21 protein-coding genes, 1 other RNA gene and 1 riboswitch are annotated in these 18857 nt (G+C 69.9%); of the genes, 11 read left to right on the top strand and 11 right to left on the bottom strand.

Going from position 1 to position 18857, the window contains the following annotated elements; translation table 11 throughout:
* Positions 1–11 precede the first annotated feature (11 nt).
* Together BLV92_RS14170 and BLV92_RS14165 are read left to right on the top strand one after the other, a co-directional pair.
* Entirely contained in the window at positions 12–428 is a 417-nt protein-coding gene (locus BLV92_RS14170) for a DNA polymerase III subunit chi (RefSeq protein ID WP_090545864.1), read from the top strand.
* Between the two features lie 124 nt (positions 429–552).
* The gene (locus BLV92_RS14165) at positions 553–948 is read left to right on the top strand and encodes a DUF2486 family protein (protein WP_090545862.1); all 396 of its coding nucleotides are present in this window, start codon (positions 553–555) and stop codon (positions 946–948) included.
* Positions 949–1007: 59 nt separating this feature from the next.
* Here the strand turns inward: BLV92_RS14165 and BLV92_RS14160 are convergent, their stop codons facing one another.
* Together BLV92_RS14160 and ilvD are read right to left on the bottom strand one after the other, a co-directional pair.
* The gene (locus BLV92_RS14160; RefSeq protein WP_090545860.1) at positions 1008–1355 is read right to left on the bottom strand and encodes a c-type cytochrome; all 348 of its coding nucleotides are present in this window, start codon (positions 1353–1355) and stop codon (positions 1008–1010) included.
* Between the two features lie 187 nt (positions 1356–1542).
* Positions 1543–3216, bottom strand: coding sequence for a dihydroxy-acid dehydratase (gene ilvD, locus BLV92_RS14155; protein WP_090545858.1), 1674 nt, complete (start codon positions 3214–3216; stop codon positions 1543–1545).
* A gap of 146 nt (positions 3217–3362) precedes the next feature.
* On the opposite strand from ilvD, the gene BLV92_RS14150 reads away from it, so the two are divergent.
* Positions 3363–4349 (top strand): LysR family transcriptional regulator, encoded by a 987-nt coding sequence (locus BLV92_RS14150; RefSeq protein WP_090545856.1) that lies wholly within the window; start codon positions 3363–3365, stop codon positions 4347–4349.
* 161 nt (positions 4350–4510) lie between these two features.
* Entirely contained in the window at positions 4511–5419 is a 909-nt protein-coding gene (gene lgt, locus BLV92_RS14145) for a prolipoprotein diacylglyceryl transferase (RefSeq protein WP_090545854.1), read from the top strand.
* A gap of 88 nt (positions 5420–5507) precedes the next feature.
* Here the strand turns inward: lgt and BLV92_RS14140 are convergent, their stop codons facing one another.
* The 5 genes from BLV92_RS14140 to BLV92_RS14120 all read right to left on the bottom strand — a co-directional run bounded on the left by BLV92_RS14140 (position 5508) and on the right by BLV92_RS14120 (position 7935).
* Entirely contained in the window at positions 5508–6239 is a 732-nt protein-coding gene (locus BLV92_RS14140; RefSeq protein ID WP_090545853.1) for an SIMPL domain-containing protein, read from the bottom strand.
* A 172-nt stretch (positions 6240–6411) separates the two neighbouring features.
* The gene (locus BLV92_RS14135) at positions 6412–6870 is read right to left on the bottom strand and encodes an EVE domain-containing protein (protein WP_090545851.1); all 459 of its coding nucleotides are present in this window, start codon (positions 6868–6870) and stop codon (positions 6412–6414) included.
* 140 nt (positions 6871–7010) lie between these two features.
* Positions 7011–7192, bottom strand: a non-coding RNA gene (gene ssrS, locus BLV92_RS14130) — 6S RNA.
* A 72-nt stretch (positions 7193–7264) separates the two neighbouring features.
* Complete coding sequence (locus BLV92_RS14125) at positions 7265–7579, bottom strand: cell division protein ZapA (protein WP_090545849.1); 315 nt, start codon at positions 7577–7579, stop codon at positions 7265–7267.
* Positions 7576–7935: an ATPase gene (locus BLV92_RS14120; RefSeq protein ID WP_090545848.1), complete on the bottom strand. Its 360-nt coding sequence runs from the start codon at positions 7933–7935 to the stop codon at positions 7576–7578. Before BLV92_RS14120 ends, BLV92_RS14125 begins: the two co-directional genes overlap by 4 nt.
* Positions 7936–8131: 196 nt before the next feature.
* Positions 8132–8408, top strand: a riboswitch (cobalamin riboswitch).
* On the opposite strand from BLV92_RS14120, the gene BLV92_RS33090 reads away from it, so the two are divergent.
* The 7 genes from BLV92_RS33090 to BLV92_RS14090 all read left to right on the top strand — a co-directional run bounded on the left by BLV92_RS33090 (position 8364) and on the right by BLV92_RS14090 (position 14952).
* Entirely contained in the window at positions 8364–8528 is a 165-nt protein-coding gene (locus BLV92_RS33090) for a hypothetical protein (protein ID WP_425018591.1), read from the top strand. (Overlaps the previous riboswitch by 45 nt.)
* Complete coding sequence (locus BLV92_RS14115) at positions 8525–10495, top strand: TonB-dependent receptor plug domain-containing protein (RefSeq protein ID WP_090545846.1); 1971 nt, start codon at positions 8525–8527, stop codon at positions 10493–10495. Before BLV92_RS33090 ends, BLV92_RS14115 begins: the two co-directional genes overlap by 4 nt.
* 42 nt (positions 10496–10537) lie before the next feature.
* Entirely contained in the window at positions 10538–11572 is a 1035-nt protein-coding gene (locus BLV92_RS14110; protein WP_090545844.1) for a FecCD family ABC transporter permease, read from the top strand.
* A complete protein-coding gene (locus BLV92_RS14105) occupies positions 11569–12396 on the top strand; it encodes an ABC transporter ATP-binding protein (protein ID WP_090547092.1) in 828 nt (275 codons plus the stop codon). The genes BLV92_RS14110 and BLV92_RS14105 overlap by 4 nt, the downstream gene beginning before the upstream one ends.
* 37 nt (positions 12397–12433) lie before the next feature.
* Positions 12434–13498 (top strand): nicotinate-nucleotide--dimethylbenzimidazole phosphoribosyltransferase, encoded by a 1065-nt coding sequence (gene cobT, locus BLV92_RS14100; protein WP_090545842.1) that lies wholly within the window; start codon positions 12434–12436, stop codon positions 13496–13498.
* A 36-nt stretch (positions 13499–13534) separates the two neighbouring features.
* Entirely contained in the window at positions 13535–14302 is a 768-nt protein-coding gene (locus BLV92_RS14095) for an adenosylcobinamide-GDP ribazoletransferase (protein WP_090545840.1), read from the top strand.
* On the top strand, positions 14287–14952 hold the full coding sequence (locus tag BLV92_RS14090; protein ID WP_090545838.1) for a histidine phosphatase family protein: 666 nt from the start codon (positions 14287–14289) through the stop codon (positions 14950–14952). Before BLV92_RS14095 ends, BLV92_RS14090 begins: the two co-directional genes overlap by 16 nt.
* Before the next feature lie 200 nt (positions 14953–15152).
* Here the strand turns inward: BLV92_RS14090 and BLV92_RS14085 are convergent, their stop codons facing one another.
* Genes BLV92_RS14085 through cobU form a run of 4 tightly spaced genes read right to left on the bottom strand, consistent with a single transcriptional unit; the run spans position 15153 to position 18595 of the window.
* On the bottom strand, positions 15153–16082 hold the full coding sequence (locus tag BLV92_RS14085; RefSeq protein ID WP_090545837.1) for a cobalamin-binding protein: 930 nt from the start codon (positions 16080–16082) through the stop codon (positions 15153–15155).
* The gene (cobD, locus tag BLV92_RS14080; RefSeq protein WP_090545835.1) at positions 16079–17128 is read right to left on the bottom strand and encodes a threonine-phosphate decarboxylase CobD; all 1050 of its coding nucleotides are present in this window, start codon (positions 17126–17128) and stop codon (positions 16079–16081) included. Before cobD ends, BLV92_RS14085 begins: the two co-directional genes overlap by 4 nt.
* On the bottom strand, positions 17121–18056 hold the full coding sequence (gene cbiB / locus BLV92_RS14075; protein WP_090545833.1) for an adenosylcobinamide-phosphate synthase CbiB: 936 nt from the start codon (positions 18054–18056) through the stop codon (positions 17121–17123). The genes cobD and cbiB overlap by 8 nt, the downstream gene beginning before the upstream one ends.
* On the bottom strand, positions 18056–18595 hold the full coding sequence (gene cobU, locus BLV92_RS14070; RefSeq protein WP_090545831.1) for a bifunctional adenosylcobinamide kinase/adenosylcobinamide-phosphate guanylyltransferase: 540 nt from the start codon (positions 18593–18595) through the stop codon (positions 18056–18058). Before cobU ends, cbiB begins: the two co-directional genes overlap by 1 nt.
* Between the last annotated feature and the right edge of the window lie 262 nt (positions 18596–18857).

The raw sequence follows: 18857 nt of genomic DNA, 5'->3' as shown, positions 1-18857 counted from the left end.
AGCCGCACGCAATGACGCGGATCGACTTCCATACGAACGTCGGCGATTCGCTGCTGTATGCGTGCCGGCTCGTGCGCAAGGCCTATCAGGCGGGCACGCAGGCGGTGGTGCTCGCGGAGCCGCAGCGGCTGCGCGCGTTCGACGAGATGCTGTGGACGTTCTCGCCGCTCGACTTCGTGCCGCACTGCATGGCCGAAAACACGAACGCCGCGCAGACGCCGGTCGTGCTGGCGGCGGACCTCGAACGCGCGCCGCATCATGGCGTGCTGCTGAATCTCGGCGCGGCGGTGCCGCAGCAGTTCGCGCGCTTCGAGCGGCTGCTCGAAGTGGTCGGCAACGCGCCGGAAGAACTCGCCGCGGGCCGCGACCGCTACCGGTTCTACCGCGATCGCGGGTATACGCTCAACAACTACCGGCAGGGCGCGTGAGCGCCGGCCGCGCATGCCGTCCGTCAGATCGCGGATGGGTGCGGGGCGGCGGCGCGCGGCCGACGGGCCGGGATGATTCGATTGACGGAGGCTGACCGTGTCCGACGCGCAGGAACCTCACGACATGTACGACCCTTCGATTCCGCTGCTGACCGACATCCTCGTGTCGGGCGATCCGGCGCGCGCGCGCAGCGCGCCGCCGCTGGCGCTGTCGGTCGCGGAACAGCCGGCCGTCGCGGCGACGGCCGCGTTCATGGACTCCGGCGCCGGCGAGTACGAAGCCGATGCGCTCGTCGAGCGGCTGCGCGGCCGCTGCCTGACGTGGCTCGCGGGCGACGGGCGGTCGGTGGTCGAGTCGCGCTGCCGCGCGGCGTTGAACGAACATTCGGACTGGCTGGTCGGCCAGATCACGCGTGAAGTCGGCCTCGCGCTCGAAACCGAACTGGCCGGCTGGGTGCGCGATGCGATGCGCGACGAAGCGGCGTCGCGCGCGGGCCGTCCGCCGTCCACTGGCGTATAGCGCCGGGCGCTGCCGCGTCGCGCGACACACCTGACAACGCAGCACACGCATCACGTCCTTCACTTCAACGAAAGAACCCAGCTTGCGAGCGCGGCGGCCTGCGCGCCGCTCAACTGCGTGTTCGCGGGCATCTGCACCGGTCCCCAGACGCCGCTGCTGCCGTCCGTGATCTTGCGCGCGAGATAACTCTGCGCATCGGGCCGCGCCGCATATTTCGCGGCGACGTCGCGCAGCGCCGGTCCCATGAACGTGCGGCTCACCGAGTGGCAACTCATGCAGTTCTGCTGCTGTGCGAGCGCGAGGCCCTGCGGCCCCGATGACTGCGCGGCGGCCGCGCCGGCGCCGCCGAGCGCGAAGGCGGCGGCCAACGTCGCTATTGTCGTTTTCGCGTGCGACCCGAGATTCATGCTGGTCTCCACCGGCGTGGTCACCGGCTGTTGTGTGGTCGCATTATAAAAGCAAAGGGCGCGCGGCCTGGCCGCGCGCCCTTTGTCACTTGACCGCGCCGGACCGCCGCGGTCGTCCGCATCGAATCGCATCACGTCGCGAATCGAACGGACTGGCCCACGCGGCCAGGCGGCCGTCATCCACGCATCAGCCGGTCACTGCGCCGCGGTTCGCCGGCAGCGCGAGCGCCGCATACTTCGCGAGCACGCCGCGCGTGTAACGCGGGGCCGGCTGCTTCCAGGCGGCGCGGCGGCGCTCCAGTTCGGCGTCGTCGACGTTCAGTTGCAGCAGCAGCTTGTGCGCGTCGATCGTGATCGAATCGCCTTCGTGCACGAGCGCGATCGTGCCGCCCGCGAACGCTTCCGGCGCGACGTGGCCGACCACCATCCCCCACGTGCCGCCCGAGAAGCGGCCGTCGGTGATGAGGCCCACCGATTCGCCGAGCCCCTTGCCGATGATCGCCGACGTCGGCGCGAGCATCTCCGGCATACCCGGGCCGCCCTTCGGTCCGAGGTAACGCAGCACGACGACGTCGCCTGCCTTGATCTTGTCCGCGAGGATCGCTTCCATCGCGCTCTGCTCATCTTCGAACACGCGCGCCGGGCCGGTGATGACCGGGTTCTTCAGGCCGGTGATCTTCGCGACCGCGCCTTCCGTCGCGAGGTTGCCCTTCAGGATCGCGAGGTGGCCTTCGCTGTACAGCGCCTGGTCGATCGGGAAAATCACCTTCTGGTCCGCGCGCGGCGCCGACGGCACGTCCTTCAGTTCCTCGGCGATCGTCTTGCCGGTGACCGTCATGCAGTCGCCGTGCAGCAGGCCCGCGTCGAGCAGGATCTTCAGCACCTGCGGAATGCCGCCCGCGCGATGCAGGTCGGTCGCGACGAACTGGCCCGACGGCTTCAGGTCGCAGATCACCGGCACGCGCTTGCGGATACGCTCGAAGTCCTCGATCGTCCAGTCCACTTCGGCCGCGTGCGCGATCGCCAGGTAGTGCAGCACCGCGTTCGTCGAGCCGCCGGTCGCCATGATCAGCGACACCGCGTTCTCGATCGACTTCTTCGTGATGATGTCGCGCGGCTTCAGATCCTTTTTCACCGCCTCGACCAGCACGCGCGCCGACTCGGCCGCCGAGTCGACCTTCTCCTGGTCCGGGTTCGCCATCGTCGACGAGTACAGCAGCGACATGCCGAGCGCCTCGAACGACGAACTCATCGTGTTCGCGGTGTACATGCCGCCGCACGAACCCGTGGTCGGGCACGCGTTCTTTTCGACCCCTTCGAAATCTTCCTGCGACAGGCGGCCCGCGGTGAATTCGCCGACGGCCTCGAACGACGACACGATCGTCAGGTCCTTGCCCTTCCAGTTGCCCGGCTTGATGGTGCCGCCGTACACATACACGGCCGGCACGTTCGCGCGCGCGATGGCCATCATGCCGCCCGGCATGTTCTTGTCGCAGCCGCCGATCACGACGACGCCGTCCATCCACTGGCCCTGCACGCAGGTCTCGATGCAGTCGGCGATCACTTCGCGCGACACGAGCGAATACTTCATGCCCTCGGTGCCCATCGACATGCCGTCCGAGATCGTCGGCGTGCCGAAGGTCTGCGGGTTCGCGTCGGAGGCCTTGATCGCCTCGACGGCCGCGTCGGTCAGGCGTTGCAGGCCCGCGTTGCACGGCGTGATGGTCGAATGGCCGTTGGCGACGCCGATCATCGGCTTGTCGAAATCGCTCTTCTGATAGCCGAGCGCGTAATACATCGAACGGTTCGGCGAACGCGCGACGCCTTGCGTGATGTTTTTCGAACGACGGTTGTACGACATTGGGGGGCTCCATTGGTCTTTGTCTCTGATACCGGCTTGATGCGTATCGGGGGGACTGCCGGCACGTCGCGTGAAGAATGCAGTTTCGCGAGCCGAATGTCCAATATATTATTCTGGCTCTATTGGGTCGGAAAACATATCAGACGATGAATTCGACGGTTCCCGATCTGCGCCAGCTACGCTACTTCGTCGCGGTCGCCGAGGAGCAGCATTTCGGCCGCGCGGCGGCGCGGCTGTCGATGACGCAGCCGCCGCTGTCGCAGGCGATCCGCGCGCTGGAGGATACGCTCGGCGTCGAGCTGTTCGCGCGCACGCGGCGCTCGGTCGAGCTGACGCCGGTCGGCGCGGACCTGCTGCCCGAGGTGCGCCGGCTGCTCGCGGCCGCCGAGGCGCTGCGGCCGCTTGCGCAGAGCCTCGCGCGCGGCGAGGCGGGCGTGCTGTCGCTCGCGTTCGTGTCGACCGCCGACTACGGGCTGCTGCCGCTCCTGCTGCGCGACTTCGGCGCGCGCCATCCGCGCGTGCGGCTGCAACTCGCGGAGGCGACGAGCGACGTGCAGATCGAGGAACTGGTCGCGGGCCGCATCGACGCGGGCCTCGTGATCGCGCCGCTGCCGCCGCGCCACGCGGCGCAGCTATCGTATCTGCCGGTCGCGCGCGAGCCGCTGGTGATCGCGATGCCGGCCGAACTGGCCGCGCGCGCGGGCGCGGCGGCCGATCTCGACTGGTCCGACGTGCCGGTCAGTCTCGGCGATCTCGCGGATGCGCCGCTCGTCGTTTTCCCAAGACGTCTGGCGCCAGGCTTTTATGACATCATTATGGATTGCTACGGCGCGGCCGGGCTTGCGCCGCGCGTCGGCCAGGAGGCGATCCAGATGCAGACGATCGTGAGCCTCGTGTCCGCCGGGATGGGTGTCGCACTGGTGCCGCAATCGCTGCGTAACCTGCGGCGCACCGGCGTCGTCTACCGGCCGCTCGCGCAGCGCGCGACGACGATCGAGACGGGCCTCGTGTGGCGCACCGGCGAAGTGAGCCCGGTGCTCGCGGGTTTCATCGAGATCGTGCGCGCCCATGCGGCGAAGGCCGGCGCGGTGAAGGGCGATGCAGCGGCGAACCCGAATCCGGGCGGGCGATGAGCGCCGCGTTCGGGTTTGCGTTCATATCGCGGCCCGCGAACCTCGCGCGACGCAGCCCGTCCAACGCTCGCGACGCGCAGGCGCGTCTTTCCGAACCCTTACGCCCCCTTCACCGATAATCGCCGACCCCCGCCGATAACAACACGTCAACTGACTTCACGATGCTCATTCACCCGAATTTCGACCCCGTAGCCATTCACCTGGGGCCGCTCGCCGTGCGCTGGTACGGCCTGATGTATCTCGTCGGCTTCGTTCTCGCGATCGTCATCGGACGGCTGAGGCTGCGCCTGCCGCACGTCGCCGCGCAGGGCTGGACCGCGAAGGACATCGACGACATCCTGTTCTACGGCGTGCTCGGCACGATCCTCGGCGGCCGGCTCGGCTACGTGCTGTTCTACAAGGCGAGCTGGTACTTCGCGCATCCGCTCGACATCTTCAAGGTGTGGGAAGGCGGGATGTCGTTCCACGGCGGCTTCCTCGGCGTGACGTTCGCGATGGTGCTGTTCGCGTGGCAGCGCGGCCGCACCTGGCTGCAGGTGACCGACTTCATCGCGCCGATGGTGCCGACCGGGCTCGCGGCCGGGCGCCTCGGCAACTTCATCAACGGCGAGTTGTGGGGCCGCGTGACCGATCCGTCCGCGCCGTGGGCGATGCTGTTTCCGGGCGCGTCGAACGAGGACGGCGCGTGGCTCGCCGCGCATCCGCAGCAGGCCGCGCAATGGCATCTCGCGGACGTTTTCGCGCAGTACCACATGCTGCCGCGCCATCCTTCGCAGCTCTATGAAATCGCGCTCGAAGGGATCGTGCTGTTTCTCGTGCTGATCCTGTTCTCGCGCAAGCCGCGGCCGGTCGGCGCGGTGTCCGCGGTGTTCCTGATCGGCTATGGACTCGCGCGCTTCACCGTCGAGTTCGCGCGCGAGCCGGACGACTTCCTCGGCCTGCTCGCGCTCGGCCTGTCGATGGGGCAGTGGCTGTCGCTGCCGATGATCGTCGCCGGCGTGCTGATGCTGGTCTGGGCGTATCGCCGCGCGGGCCGCAACGGCGCGCAGACGGTCGGCGCAGGGGGCTGAACGCGCGGCTTTTCCGGCACCGCATAACAAAAACGCCACGCTCGCAAGCGTGGCGTTTTTGTTCGCGCCGCCGGTATGCGTGGGGTCGTTACTTCATCTGCACGGAGCCGGACACGTTGACCATCACCGTCGACGTGCCGCCTTCGAGCGACAGCGGCTGCGCCATCTTCGCGTCCGCGGACATCGCGCGCGCGCTCATCATCATCATCGGACGCGGCGCGGCGCCCGAGTGGCCGATGTTGACCTCGCGGATCGAATACCCGCTGTAGCCGAACGCGCGCGCGCCGGCCGCGGCCTGGTCGCGGAACGACGCGATCGCCTCGCCGGTCAGCTTCTGCTCGGCCGCGCGCTGCGCTTCCGGCGACAGCGAGAACTGCACGTTGCCGACCTGCATCGCCGACGACAGGTCGCCCGCGAGCTTCGATGCGGCCGCGAAGTCGCGCGATTCGAGCACGACCTCGGTGCGGCCGCGCCATGCGGAGATGCGGCCGTCGCGATCGGTCGACGGGAAGATCGAGAACTGCCCGGAGCGCGCGGTGACGCCGCTCACGCCTTTCGCGCGCTGCAACGCGGCGTCCGCCCGCTGGTTCAGCGTGGACGTCAGCGACGACGGATCGCTCGCTTCCTGCTCGTAGAACAGCGTGATCGTGACGACGTCCTGCGGGATTTCCGCGCTCGCCTGCGCGGCGAGCGACAGCACGCCGGACGGCTGATAACGCGCGTCGCTCTGCGCAAACGCGACGCGCGGCGCGAGTGACAGCGCAAGCGGCGCGGCCACGGCGAACGCGGCCGCGAGCGTCATCACGGTTTTTCGAGTCATGTATTCACTCCTTCCGGAACAGGTTGGCGCAGCATCCGCGCGGACCGCAGGGTATGACGACGCGTGCCCGCGCGTTTTCTGCGTGCCATTTAGTTGGGTGGGCGGTTGCGATGGTTCCCGCCGGCGCGGGGCGTCGATGCCGCGACTGCGTGGGCGGGCATCGCGCGTGCCGTCACATCAGCCGCTTCGTGATGAAGTTCCACTCGTGTGCGGTCACCGGCGTGATCGACAGCCGGTTGCCCTTCGCGAGCACGCGCATGCCGGCGAGTTCGTCGTGCTCGCGTAGCGCGGCGAGCGGAATCAGCGGCGTCTTCTTCGCGAACACGACGTCGACGAGCAGCCAGCGCGGTGTCTCCTGCGTCGATTTCGGATCGAAGTACGGACTCTTCGGATCGAACTGGGTCGGGTCCGGATACGCGGTGGACGACACCTTCGCGAGCCCCGCGATGCCGGGCTCCGGACAGCTTGAGTGATAGAACAGCACGCCGTCGCCGACCTGCATCGAATCGCGCATGAAGTTGCGCGCCTGATAGTTGCGCACGCCGGTCCACGGCAACGTGCGATGCGGCGCATCCGCGAGGTCGTCGATGCTTGCTTCGTCGGGTTCGGACTTCATCAGCCAGTAGCGCATGAGCAGTCGGAGGTCACGTCGAAAGGGAGAACGGCGCGCGGCGCGCCATGCACCGGCGAATCCGCATGATGCCGCGGGCCGATGCAATGCGGACGCTGCAAAGAGAAACGGCATCGGACTTGCGTCCGATGCCGTTGGAAAAGGTCCCCGCCTTAGCCGCTAGGCCGGCATCCTGAACCTGAGGTTCAGAATTGGTCGCAGTTAGCAGCACTTCGGGTACATCAGACAGAGTGACGCGCACACCCGTGCTACAAATTTCCGCAACCGTGCACATGGCATTGGTTCAAGGAATATATGACCTTGGCGAACCAGGCAGGGAAGCTGACTAAACCTGTTGAAGCGAGACCTTTTAAAACCTGTGAATGCTGCTGCCGAAGCTCGCGCCGTGATGCGCTTACTGCACGCCGTACTGCTGGATCACCGTGCCGAGCTGCTCATTCATTTGCCGCATTGTACGACGGATTTCGTCCGCGGGGAATGCCTCCCCATGACGCACGCTCGTCTGCAGCTTCAGCAGTTCCGATGCGAGCGACAGCGCGGCCATCACCGCGATGCGATCGATGCCGCGCACGTTGCTGTGCGAGCGGATCTTCGACATCTCCGCGTCGACGCGCGCGACCGCTTCGAGCAGCGCCGCTTCGGTCTCGGGCGAACACACGAGACGATAGGTCTGGTCGAGAATCGTCGCTTCGATCTGCTTGGTCGTCATGCATTTTCTCCGTGGCGGGCCGCGTTGCTGTCTTCACCGTCGTCGGACTGACGCGCCGGGTCGAGCAGATCGAGCTGGTTGTCCGGCTCGGACTGCGAGCGGGCGCGCGGCAGCTTTTCGAGGATCGCGTTCAGGCGCACCTGCGCGTCGTCGATCTTCGCCGACAACGCATCGCGTTCCGCCTGCAATCCATTACGTTCCTCGCGCACCTGTTCGAGTTCCGCACGCGTCGCATCACATTGCGCGCGCAGTTGCGCGAGTTGCTCTTCGAGCGCGAGGCGCGCCTCATGGTGGCGCTGATTGATTTCAATCAGCCGCCCGATGTTCTGTGAGAGTGTTTCGAGTTCGTTGAGCATGTGCTGCGTCCTCTAAAGACAGGCATTCTAGCGCGGATTAATGCGTATTCCGATAACTGCGTCGTTTCCAGACGTAACAACCTCGCTTCATGCCGGTAACGGTCCGTAGCTCGCGACGCGGGAACGCATCTTGCCGGTCCGCGCGGCCGTTCGGCAACGGTGTCTGAAGGTTTCTTGACGGTGTTGGAGTCCGCTCCTACACTTGCCGCACTCTGGTGCCCGCGCCGAAAAATGCGCGCGGTTAAACGGGAAACAGGGAGCGAAGTCCGGCCCCGGACGCGCCATCCTGTGCTGCTCTCCGCAACGGTACAACGATCGCATGCGCACACGCCGCGCATGCCCGTCGATCCAGCACGCGTCGTGCGATGCCGCTTCTGCATCGCGCAACGCGTCCCCGGCCACTGCGCTTCGCGCGGGAAGGCGGATCGATGCACATCGTCAGCCCGGATACCGGCCAGACTGCGGACGCGCCGCCGCGTGCCGCGCCGGCCGATGTCTTCAAGACGGCCGGCCGCCCGGCGACGCGCCTGATCGCGCAGGGTTCCGCGGAGAGCGGAATCGCGCCCGTCACCACAGGAATCTTCATTCGATGAACACGCCCCTCGGCCCGCGCGCCGCGCGTATTGCGCTGCTTGCGCTCGGCGTGCCGCTCGCGGCGTTCGCGCAGTCGTCCGCGCCCGTTGCGCCGGATACCGGCGCGGCGTCCGCGTCAGCCGCTTCGTCTGCACAATCCGCTTCGTCCGCATCGGCGATCGCGGCTTCGATACCCGCAGGCGATTCGATTTCACCCGGCGATCCGCGCACGCTCGCGCCGATCGTCGTCACCGCGCAGCGCGGCCCGCAGCCGCTCGCGGACGCGATCCCGCAAACCACGCAGTTCGACGCGCAGGACATCGCCGACACCACCGCGCGCGATCTGCCCGGTCTGCTGCAACTCGCGCCCGGCGCGCAGATCCTGCGCAACGGCGGGCCGGGCGCGTCGGCGAGCCTCTATCTGCGCGGCTCGAATGCCGACCAGTCGCTCGTGCTGATCGACGGCGTGCGGGTCGATTCGGTGAGCCTCGGCAGCGCGCAGATCGAGCAGATTCCGCTCGACCAGATCGACCGCGTGGAAGTCGTGAACGGCAACGTGTCCGCGCTGTATGGGTCCGGCGCGATCGGCGGCATCGTGCAGATCTTCACGAAGGACGGCGGCGATCATCCGCCGCGCTTCAACTTCGAGGTCGAGTACGGCAGTTATCACACGCAGCGGCAGCAGGCGGGCGTGTCCGGCGCGCTCGACGCGGACGGCAGCACGACCTTCAGCGTGTCGCTCGCACGCGCGAAGGACGACGGCTTCTCCGCGATCGATCCGGCGCGCGCGCCGGTCAATCCGAACCCGAACGGTTATCTGAACGAGAGCGTGTCCGCGTCGTTGCGGCACCGCTTCAACGATCGCTGGGACGCGGGCGTGCGCTATTTCCAGGTGTACGGCTACAGCAGCTACGACAATCCGTACGGGATGCCAACCGATCTGAACGACGTGTACAGCCGCGTGCAGCAGGCGTCCGTGTTCGCGAACGGCAGGCTGACCGACTGGTGGACGACGCACTTCACGGCGGCGATGGGCAACGACCGCAACCAGAACGCGCTGAACGGCGTTTATACGGACCGCTACGACACGGACAATCGCCAGTACACGTGGCAGAACGACATCGCGTTCGCGCCGCAACAGAAACTGCAGGTCGGCTACGAGCATCTGGACCAGACGCTCGATTCGAACAGCTACGCGGCGCCCGACCGTCACGTCGATTCGGGTTTCGTCGGCTACACGGGCCGCTTCGGCGCGAGCCAGATCCAGGCGAACCTGCGGCACGACCAGTATTCGGATTTCGGCGGCGCGAACAGTTACTACGTCGGTTACGGTTTCGACTTCGACCGTCACTGGAAGGCGACGGCGAGCTGGTCCGATTCGTTTCGCGCGCCGTCGTTCAACGACCTGTTTTATCCGATGTACGGCAATCCGCTGCTGCGTCCCGAGCGCAGCCATTCGGTCGAGGCCGCGTTGCAGTACGCGTCCGATGCGCTCGGCGTGGTCCGCGTGAACCTGTTCCAGACGCGCTATACGAACCTGATCGAATCGGTCGCGCAGCCGACGCCGGGCATCTACATGGCGGAGAACGTCGGCAACGCGAAGGTGCAGGGCGTCGAGGGCGCGTGGCGCGGCCGCGTCGGCAAGACCGACGTGCGGGCGTCGGTCACGTTCCAGAATCCGGTCGACGAGGACAACCACACCGACCTCGACCGGCGCGCGCGGCGCTTCGCGTCGTTCGCGGCGAACCGCAACGTCGGCGGCTGGCGCGTCGGCGGCGAATGGCTCGTCAGCGGGCCGCGCAACGACGGCGGCGCCGAACTCGGCGGCTTCGGCATCGTGAACCTGTCCGCGCGATATAACATCACGAAGTCGTGGTACGTCGCCGCGCAAATCCAGAACCTCTTCGACAAGGACTATGAGCTGGTCTACACGTACAACACGCCGCGTCGCGGCGCGTATCTCACGCTCGGCTGGCAGCAGCAGTGATGCCGGCCTTCGTGCGCGATCCGCGTGAGCCATGACGCGCCGATGAACCGTTCGATCGTGCGTGCGCCGCTCGCGATGAACGCGCGCCGCGCGGCCGCGATCTGGGCCGTGCTCGCGCTCGCCGCGCTCGCGGTGTTCGGCGCGTCGCTCGTCGCGGGCAGCGTGCCGGTTACGCTCGCGCAGGCGGTCGGCGCGTTGACGCCCGCGCACGGCGGCGCGGACCTCGCCGCGGAGATCGTCCGCACGCTGCGTCTGCCGCGCGCGCTCGGCGGCTTCGCGTGCGGCGCGCTGCTCGGACTCGCGGGCGCGCTGCTTCAGGTGCTGCTGCGCAATCCGCTCGCGGAGCCTTATGTGCTCGGCGTGTCCGGCGGCGCGGCCGCGTTCGCGCTGGTCGCGATGATCGCCGGCGCCGCGTGGTGGATCGTGCAGGCGAGCGCGTGCGCGGGCGCGTTCGTATCGATCCTGCTGGTACTCGGCCTCGCGCGCCGCGAACTGTGGCGCGGCGAGCCGCAGGACAGTTCTCCACGGCTATTGCTGACCGGCGCGGTGATCGCGGCGGGCTGGGGCGCGACGATCACGCTGCTGCTGACGCTCGCGCCGGACGCGCGTCTGCGCGGGATGCTGTTCTGGCTGACCGGCGACCTGAACGGCGTTGCGCCGCCGTGGCCCGCGCTCGCCGCGCTCGCGATCGTGCTGGTCGGCATCGTGCCGGCCGCGCCGCAACTGAACGTGCTGCTGCGCGGCGACGCGACCGCGCAGGCGCTCGGCGTGCCGGTCATGCGGCTGCGGCTCGGCGTGTACGTCGCCGCGTCGCTCGCGGCCGCGGCCGCGGTGACGACCGGCGGCACGATCGGTTTCGTCGGGCTGGTCGTGCCGCACATGCTGCGGCTCGCGTTCGGCAACGACCAGCGGATGCTGCTGCCGGCCGCCGCGCTTGCGGGCGGCGTCGCGGTGATGGGCGCGGACCTCGTCGCGCGCACGGTCGTCGCGCCGACGCAGTTGCCGGTCGGCGTCGTCACCGCGCTCGCGGGCGTGCCGGTGTTCCTGTGGATGCTGCTGCGCAGGCGGCCGCGATGACCGGCCGCACGAACCTGACCGCGACCGTTGGACCGGGCGTCAAGGCGCTCGCCGCTGCGCGTTCGCTGACGCTGCGCGCCGGCACGCGCACGCTTGTCGAAGGACTGGCGCAGACGTTCCGCGCGGGCGAACTCTGGTGCGTCGCCGGCGCGAACGGCGCGGGCAAGACGACGCTGATCTCGACGCTCGCGGGGCTGACGAAACCCGCCGACGGCCACGTCGAGATAGACGGAACCGCGCTCGCGGACTGGCCGCCCGCGACGCTCGCGCAGCGGCGCGCATTGATGCCGCAGGACATTCGCGATGCGTTCAGCGCGAGCGTGCTCGACATCGTGCTGCTGAACCGCTACCCGCATCTGACCGGCTGGGGCTGGGAGCGCGCAGATGATCGCGCGGCCGCGCGGACGGCGCTCGCGATGCTCGGCCTCGAACGGCTCGCCGCGCGCGATGTGCTGTCGCTGTCCGGCGGCGAACGGCAGCGCGTCGCGCTCGCGGCAGTGCTGTGCCAGGGCGCGCCGCTGCTGCTGCTCGACGAGCCGCTGTCGCATCTCGACCTGCATCACCAGATCGCGTGCCTCGAAGCGTTGACCCGCTGGGTCCACGCGGACGCGCGTGCGATCGTTTTTTCCTGTCACGATCTGAACCTTGCGCGGCGGTTCGCGACCCATGCGCTGCTGCTCGACGGACGCGGCGGTTTTCACGCGGGACCGGTGCGGGACGTGCTGACGCCCGAACGCGCGAGCGACGCGTTCGGCCATCCGCTCGTGCTGATCCGCGACGGCGCGCACGAGGCGCTGGTGCCCGCGCTGCATCGCGACGCATGAAAACGGCCCTGCCATGCCTTCAACGAACGAAACGAACATGACTTCCACCCTGCACGATCTGATCGCCGTCGAGCCGCTCGACACGTCGCTGCGCGACACGCTTCAACACCTGATCGACACGAAGACGAAACCGCCCGGCAGCCTCGGCCGCCTCGAAGGGCTCGCGCTGCAACTCGGGATGATCCAGCGCACCACGCGGCCGCGCATCGAGCGGCCCGCGATGATCGTGTTCGCCGGCGACCACGGCATCGCGGAGGAGGGCGTGAGCCCGTATCCGCAGGCGGTCACCGTGCAGATGGTCGCGAACTTCGTCGCGGGCGGCGCGGCGATCAACGCGTTCAGCGGCGTCGCGGGCCTGACGCTGGAGATCGTCGATGCGGGCGTCGCGACGCCGCTGCCCGCGTCGCCGACGTTGATCGACGCGCACATCGGACGCGGCACGCGCAACTTCGCGCGCGAGCCGGCGATGTCGCGCGACGAGGCGATTGCCGCGCTCGCGGCCGGCGCCGCGCGCGTGCGCCATCACGCGGCGCTCGGCACCAACGTGATCGGCTTCGGCGAGATGGGCATCGCGAACACGTCGTCGGCCGCGTGTCTGATGAGCCGGTTGTGCGGCGTGCCGGTCGCGGAATGCGTCGGGCGCGGCACCGGCCTCGACGACGCGGGCGTCGCGAAGAAACGCGACGTGCTCGCGGCGGCGCTCGAACGCCATGCGGACGCGCGCGACCCGCTCGACGTGCTCGCGACGTTCGGCGGCTTCGAGATCGCGATGATGGCCGGCGCGTTGCTCGCGGCGGCGCAGGCGCGGATGGTCATTCTCGTCGACGGTTTCATCGCGACGTCGGCGCTCGTCGTCGCCGATGCGCTCGCGCGCAACGTGCGCGACTACTGCGTGTTCGCGCATGCGTCGAACGAAGCCGGGCATCGGCGGATGCTCGACTACTTCGGCGCGCGCGAACTGCTCGCGCTCGATCTGCGGCTCGGCGAAGGGACCGGCGCGGCGCTCGCGGTGCCGCTGCTGCGCGCGGCGGCGGCATTCGTCAACGAGATGGCGAGCTTCGAATCGGCGGGCGTCGCGGATCGCAGCGACCGCGATGAATGACGACGTACACCGCGTCGTGATGAACGGGGCCGCGCGATGAATCCGCTCGCGGAACTGCGTTATTTCTTCACCGCGCTCGGTTACTTCACGCGCGTGCCGGTGCCGCGCTGGGTCGGTTACGAACCGCAGTGGCTGAACGCGGCCGCGCGTTATTTTCCGCTTGTCGGCGTGCTCGTCGGCGCGCTCGGCGCGCTCGTGTATCTCGCCGCGCAGCGCGTGCTGCCGGCGGGCGTCGCGGTGCTGCTGTCGATGGTCGCGACGCTCGTCGCGACCGGCGCATTCCACGAGGACGGACTGGCCGACTGCTGCGACGCGTTCGGCGGCGCGTATCGACGCGACGACGTGCTGCGGATCATGCACGACTCGCGGATCGGCGCGTTCGGCGCGATCGGCCTCGTCGTCGCGCTCGCGCTGAAGTGGCAGACGCTTGCCGCGCTGCCGCCGCTGCGGGCCGCGACGCTGATGATCGCCGCGCACGCGGCGAGCCGCGCGTGCGCGATCAGTTATCTGATGACGCTCGACTACGTGCGCGACGAAGGCAAGGCGAAGCCGGTCGCGCAGCGGATGCGCGTGGGCGCATGGCTCGTCGCGTGCGCGTTCGGGCTGCCGTGGCTGTTCTGGCCGGCGTGGCCGGACTGGCGCGCGGGTCTCGCGACGCTCGTCGTGCTGGGCGGGCTGCGCTGGGCGCTCGGCCGTTACTTCGTGCGGCGCATCGGCGGTTATACCGGCGACTGCCTCGGCTTCGCGCAGCAGGTGTTCGAAATCGCCATCTATCTGATGGGGCTCGCGTGGATCTCGTTCTGATCCGGCATCCGGCGGTCGCCGTCGAGGCGGGCGTCTGTTATGGGCGCAGCGATGTGCCGCTCGCCGGCGATGCGGATGCGGGCGCTGTGGAGATTGCGCGGCGGCTGGCTGCGATCGGTGCGGCGGCAGCGGCCGGTGACGTGTCGCCTGCCGGCTGCGGGGACATCGCGCAGGCGTTGACTACCGGCGACCTGGCGTCGCCGTTGCGTATCGTCACGAGTCCGCTCGCGCGCTGCTCGTCGGTTGCCGAACGGCTCGCGTCGATGCACGGACTCGCGGCGCAGTATGACGACCGTTTCGCGGAGATCGACTTCGGCGCGTGGGAACTGTGCGCATGGGAGGCGATCGCGCGCGGACAGGTCGACGCGTGGGCCGCCGATTTTCTGCATGCGCGCGAGCATGGCGGCGAGAGTGTTGTGCAATTCGATGCGCGGGTGCAGGCGGGGCTCGATGCGTGGGTCGGCGTTCCCGGTGCGCCGTCGATGACGTGGATCGTCACGCATGCGGGCGTGATTCGCGCGATGACGGCGCGCGCGCTCGGCGTGCCGCTGTCGAACTGCATGCGCTGGACGCTGGAGATGGCGGCGATTGTGTGGCTGCGGCGCGAGGCGGTGGGTGGCGAGTGGCGGCTCGTGCGGTGGAATGTTTGAACACGCTTTGCGAGCGTTATGCGGTGTGCGGTGGTCGGCCGCAGTCGGTGGCGATGCGTGTATCGCGCCCTGGGTATTCGCGACGCCACGCTGCGTGACGGCAACGGCACGGCATGGGAACGAGCGCGTAAGCGATCCACCGGATCGGAGCGGCAAAGCAAACCGAGCGTCCGGTTTCGCGACACGCCCCGGCAGCCGCCTCAACGCGCACCCCCCTCCGGCCGCCGGCCTCGCGCGATTTCGAGGTCCTTGCACAGCAGCGCCGCCCCTTGCGCGATCCTCGGCGCGGGCCGGCTCAACAGATCGCCATCGATCGCGAACAGGTTGCCGCGCGCGACCGCCGTCAGCGTCGGCCACGCGCGCCAGCGGTCGAGGCCCGGCAGCGGACGGTCCGGGGCGGTCGCGCCCTGCGACGCGGTCACGATCGCTTCCGGATTCGCGGCCAGCACCGCTTCGGTCGAGACGGTCGGCGCGAGCGGCTGCAACGCGGCGAACACGTTGCGCCCGCCGCATAACGCGATCACGTCGCTGATCATCTGCGAGCCGTTGATCGTCATCAGCGGCTGGTCCCAGACCTGATAAAACACGTCGACGGCGGGATGCGTCGCGTACTGCGCGCGCAGTTGCGCGATGTCGCGCCGATACGCATCGGCGGCCGGCTGCGCGGCGGCCTGCGTGCCGAGCAATGCGCCGAGCCGCGTCAGGTCGGTCGCGACGTCGTCGAGGCGGCGCGGCTCGCTGAAGAACAGCGGGATGCCGAGGTCGCGCAGCCGGTCGATCTGCTGCTGCGCGTTGCCGTGCCGCCAGACGACGATCAGGTCCGGCCGCAGCGCGGCGATCCGTTCGAGGTCGAGCGAGCGGTTGTCGCCGACGCGCGGCACGTCCTTCGCCTGCGGCGGGTAATCGCTGTACGCGACCGCGCCGACGAGCTTCGCGCCGCCGCCGGCCGCGTAGATCAGTTCGGTCGCGTGCGGCGCGAGGCTGATGACGCGCGCCGCGGGGGCGGTGAGCGTGACGGTCGCGCCGGTGTCGTCGGTGACGGTCACTGCTGCGTGCGCGCCGACGGAAGCGGCCAGAACGGCGGCCGCAGCCAGCGCCGCGCGCGCGCTTGTCGATCCGCGCGACGTCATCGAACGGCTCCCGGATCGAGCGATCGCATCGCGTCCGCGAGCGCCGCGCCGAACCGGAGCCACTCGTCGTCCGACGCCGGCAGGCCGAAACGCACGCTCGCGGGCGATGCAAAGAGGCGCGTCCACACGCCGCGTCGCGCCAGCCCTTCGTGCAGGGCCTGCGCGCGCGGGTCGGCGACCCATGCGAACAGCGGCGTCGTCCGCGGCGCGAGCCCATGTGCTTGCAGCAGCGCCGCGAGCCGCGCGCTGTCGGCCGCCAGTTGCCCGCGCATCTGCGTCTGCCATGCCGTGTCCGCGAACGCATGCCGGACCGCATGCCGCGCCGGGCCGCCGACCGTCCATGCGCCGAGTGCGGCGCGCAGCGCGTGCAGCCGGTCCGGCTGCGCGAGCGCAAAGCCGCAGCGCGCGCCGGCGATTCCGAAGAACTTGCCCGGCGAGCGCAGCACGACGAGCCCCGGCAGCGCGGCGCTCGCGGCGAGCGATGACGATTGCTTCGGCGCGAACGCATCCGCGAACGCCTCGTCGACGATCAGCGTGCCGCCGCGCGCCGCCAGTTGCTCGCGCCAGCGCAAGAGGCGGGCCGTCGGCACGCGCGTCGCGGTCGGGTTGTCCGGATTGACGACGACCGCGTGCATCGCGCCGTCCGGCAGCGTGTCGGCCGTCGCGTCGAGCATCAGCGCCGCATGGCCGGCGCGCGCGAACGCCGGCGCGTATTCGCCGTAGGTGAGCGGCGCGATCGCGGCCGCCCCGCGCGGCAGCAGCGCGGGCAGCGCGCGGATCGCCGCCTGGCTGCCGGCGACCGGCAGCACGTGCCGTTCGTCCGGCGCGCCGTAGTAGCGCGCGGCGCACGCGGCGAAGCCGTCGCCGTCGTCGGGCAGCCGCCGCCATGCGGAGGCCGGCACCGGCGGCACCGGGTACCCATGCGGATTGATGCCGGTGGACAGGTCGATCCACGCGTCGTATGGGATGCCGTAGCGTTCGGCCGCGTCGTGCAGGTTGCCGCCGTGCGCGACGGCGGCCGGCGTGCGTTCGATCCGCTCAGACATGCGTCGCGACGCCGATGAACGCGAGCGCGAGCAGCGCGCCGAGCCACAGCAGCGTGGTGCGCTCGACGAGCTGCAACGCGGCGTCGATGTGGGCCGCGCGCGGCGGCGCGCCCGCGCCGAGCACCGGCCGCTGTTCGAGCGTGCCGTGATAGACCGCCGGCCCGCCGACCAGCACGTTCAGGCTGCCCGCGCCCGCCGCCATCACCGGGCCGGCGTTCGGGCTGTCCCAGCGCGGCGCCTGGTCGCGCCAGCAGCGCAGCGCGACGCGCGTGTCGCCGAGCAGCGCGTAACTCGCGGCGGTGAGCCGCGCGGGAATCCAGTTCAGCACGTCGTCGATGCGCGCGGCCGCCCAGCCGAAGCGCAGATAACGCGGGGTCCGGTAGCCCCACATCGCGTCGAGCGTGTTCGCGAGGCGGAACGCGAGCGCGCCGGGGCCGCCCGCGACCGCGAACCAGAACAGCGCGCCGAAGATCGCGTCGTTGCCGTTTTCGAGCGCCGATTCGACGGCCGCGCGCGACAGCGCGGTCTCGTCCGCGTTCGACGTGTCGCGCGACACGATTCGCGACGTCAGCTTGCGGGCCGCCGCGAGGTCGCGCTGCGCGAGCGCGCGGGCGATCGGCGCGAGATGCTCGCGCAGGCTGCGCGCGCCGAGCGCGAACCACAGCAGCGCGACGTGCAGCGCGGCGGCGAGCGGCCACGGCAGCGTGGCGGTCAGCCACGCGGCGACGGCGACCGGCGGCGCGACCGCCGCGAGCCACGCGGCGAGGCCGAGCGGGCGGCCGCGCCGGCCGATGTTCAGGCGCGCTTCGAGCCGGTTCGCGAGCGCGCCGAACGCGACGAGCGGATGCGCGCGGCGCGGCTCGCCGACCACCCGGTCGACGAAAACCGCGGCGACCGCGAGCGCGGCGGTGACGGGCAGCGACAGCATCACCCCCCCTTCAGCACGACCGGCAGGCCGGCGACGATCAGCGTTGCGCGGTCCGCGAGCGCGGCGATCCGCTGGTTCAGGCGGCCGAGTTCGTCGACGTACTGGCGCGTCGCCGCGCCGAGCGGCACGACGCCGAGGCCGATCTCGTTGCTGACGACGAGCACGGTGCCGCGCGCGCGTTCGCACGCGGCGGCGAACGCGTCGAGGCGGGCGAGCCAGTCGTCGGCGGGCGCGGCCGCGTCCGGCGGGCACAGCAGGTTCGCGAGCCACAGCGTCAGGCAGTCGATCAGCACGCAGCGGCCGGGCGCGGCGGCGGCGTCGAGCGCGCCCGCGAGGTCGAGCGGCGCTTCGACCAGCGCCCAGTGGGCGGGGCGGCGCGCGCGGTGATGCGCGACGCGGTCGGCGAATTCGTCGTCGGCGACGCGCGCGGTCGCGACGTAGGTGACGGGCAGGCCGCTCGCGGCGGCGAGCCGTTCGGCGTGCGCGCTCTTGCCCGAGCGCGCGCCGCCGACGATGAAGGTGAGGTCGCGCGAAATCATCGCGTGATTGTACCGGCGTTGTTGCGGTGCGATGAGGGCGGGGTGAGGCGGCCGGTTACGGCGATGGCCCGGCGTTCGGCGCGGTGGGTGCGCGGCCCCGGCAGGCGTACGCGCTTGCCGGCGCTTGACCGCCTCGATGCGATGCCCGAAAGCGGCGTCGGGCGGGCGCAAAGCTCGTGCAGGTTCGGGCGTGCAAATCAACGTCGACAGGGGCGGCGGCTCGACGGCCCTGTCCCGGACCCCGAACCCGATCGCCCCGTTT

The sequence above is a fragment of the Paraburkholderia caballeronis genome, assembly GCF_900104845.1.
Lineage (GTDB): Bacteria > Pseudomonadota > Gammaproteobacteria > Burkholderiales > Burkholderiaceae > Paraburkholderia > Paraburkholderia caballeronis.
This window is presented reverse-complemented; position numbering and strand designations above follow the sequence as displayed.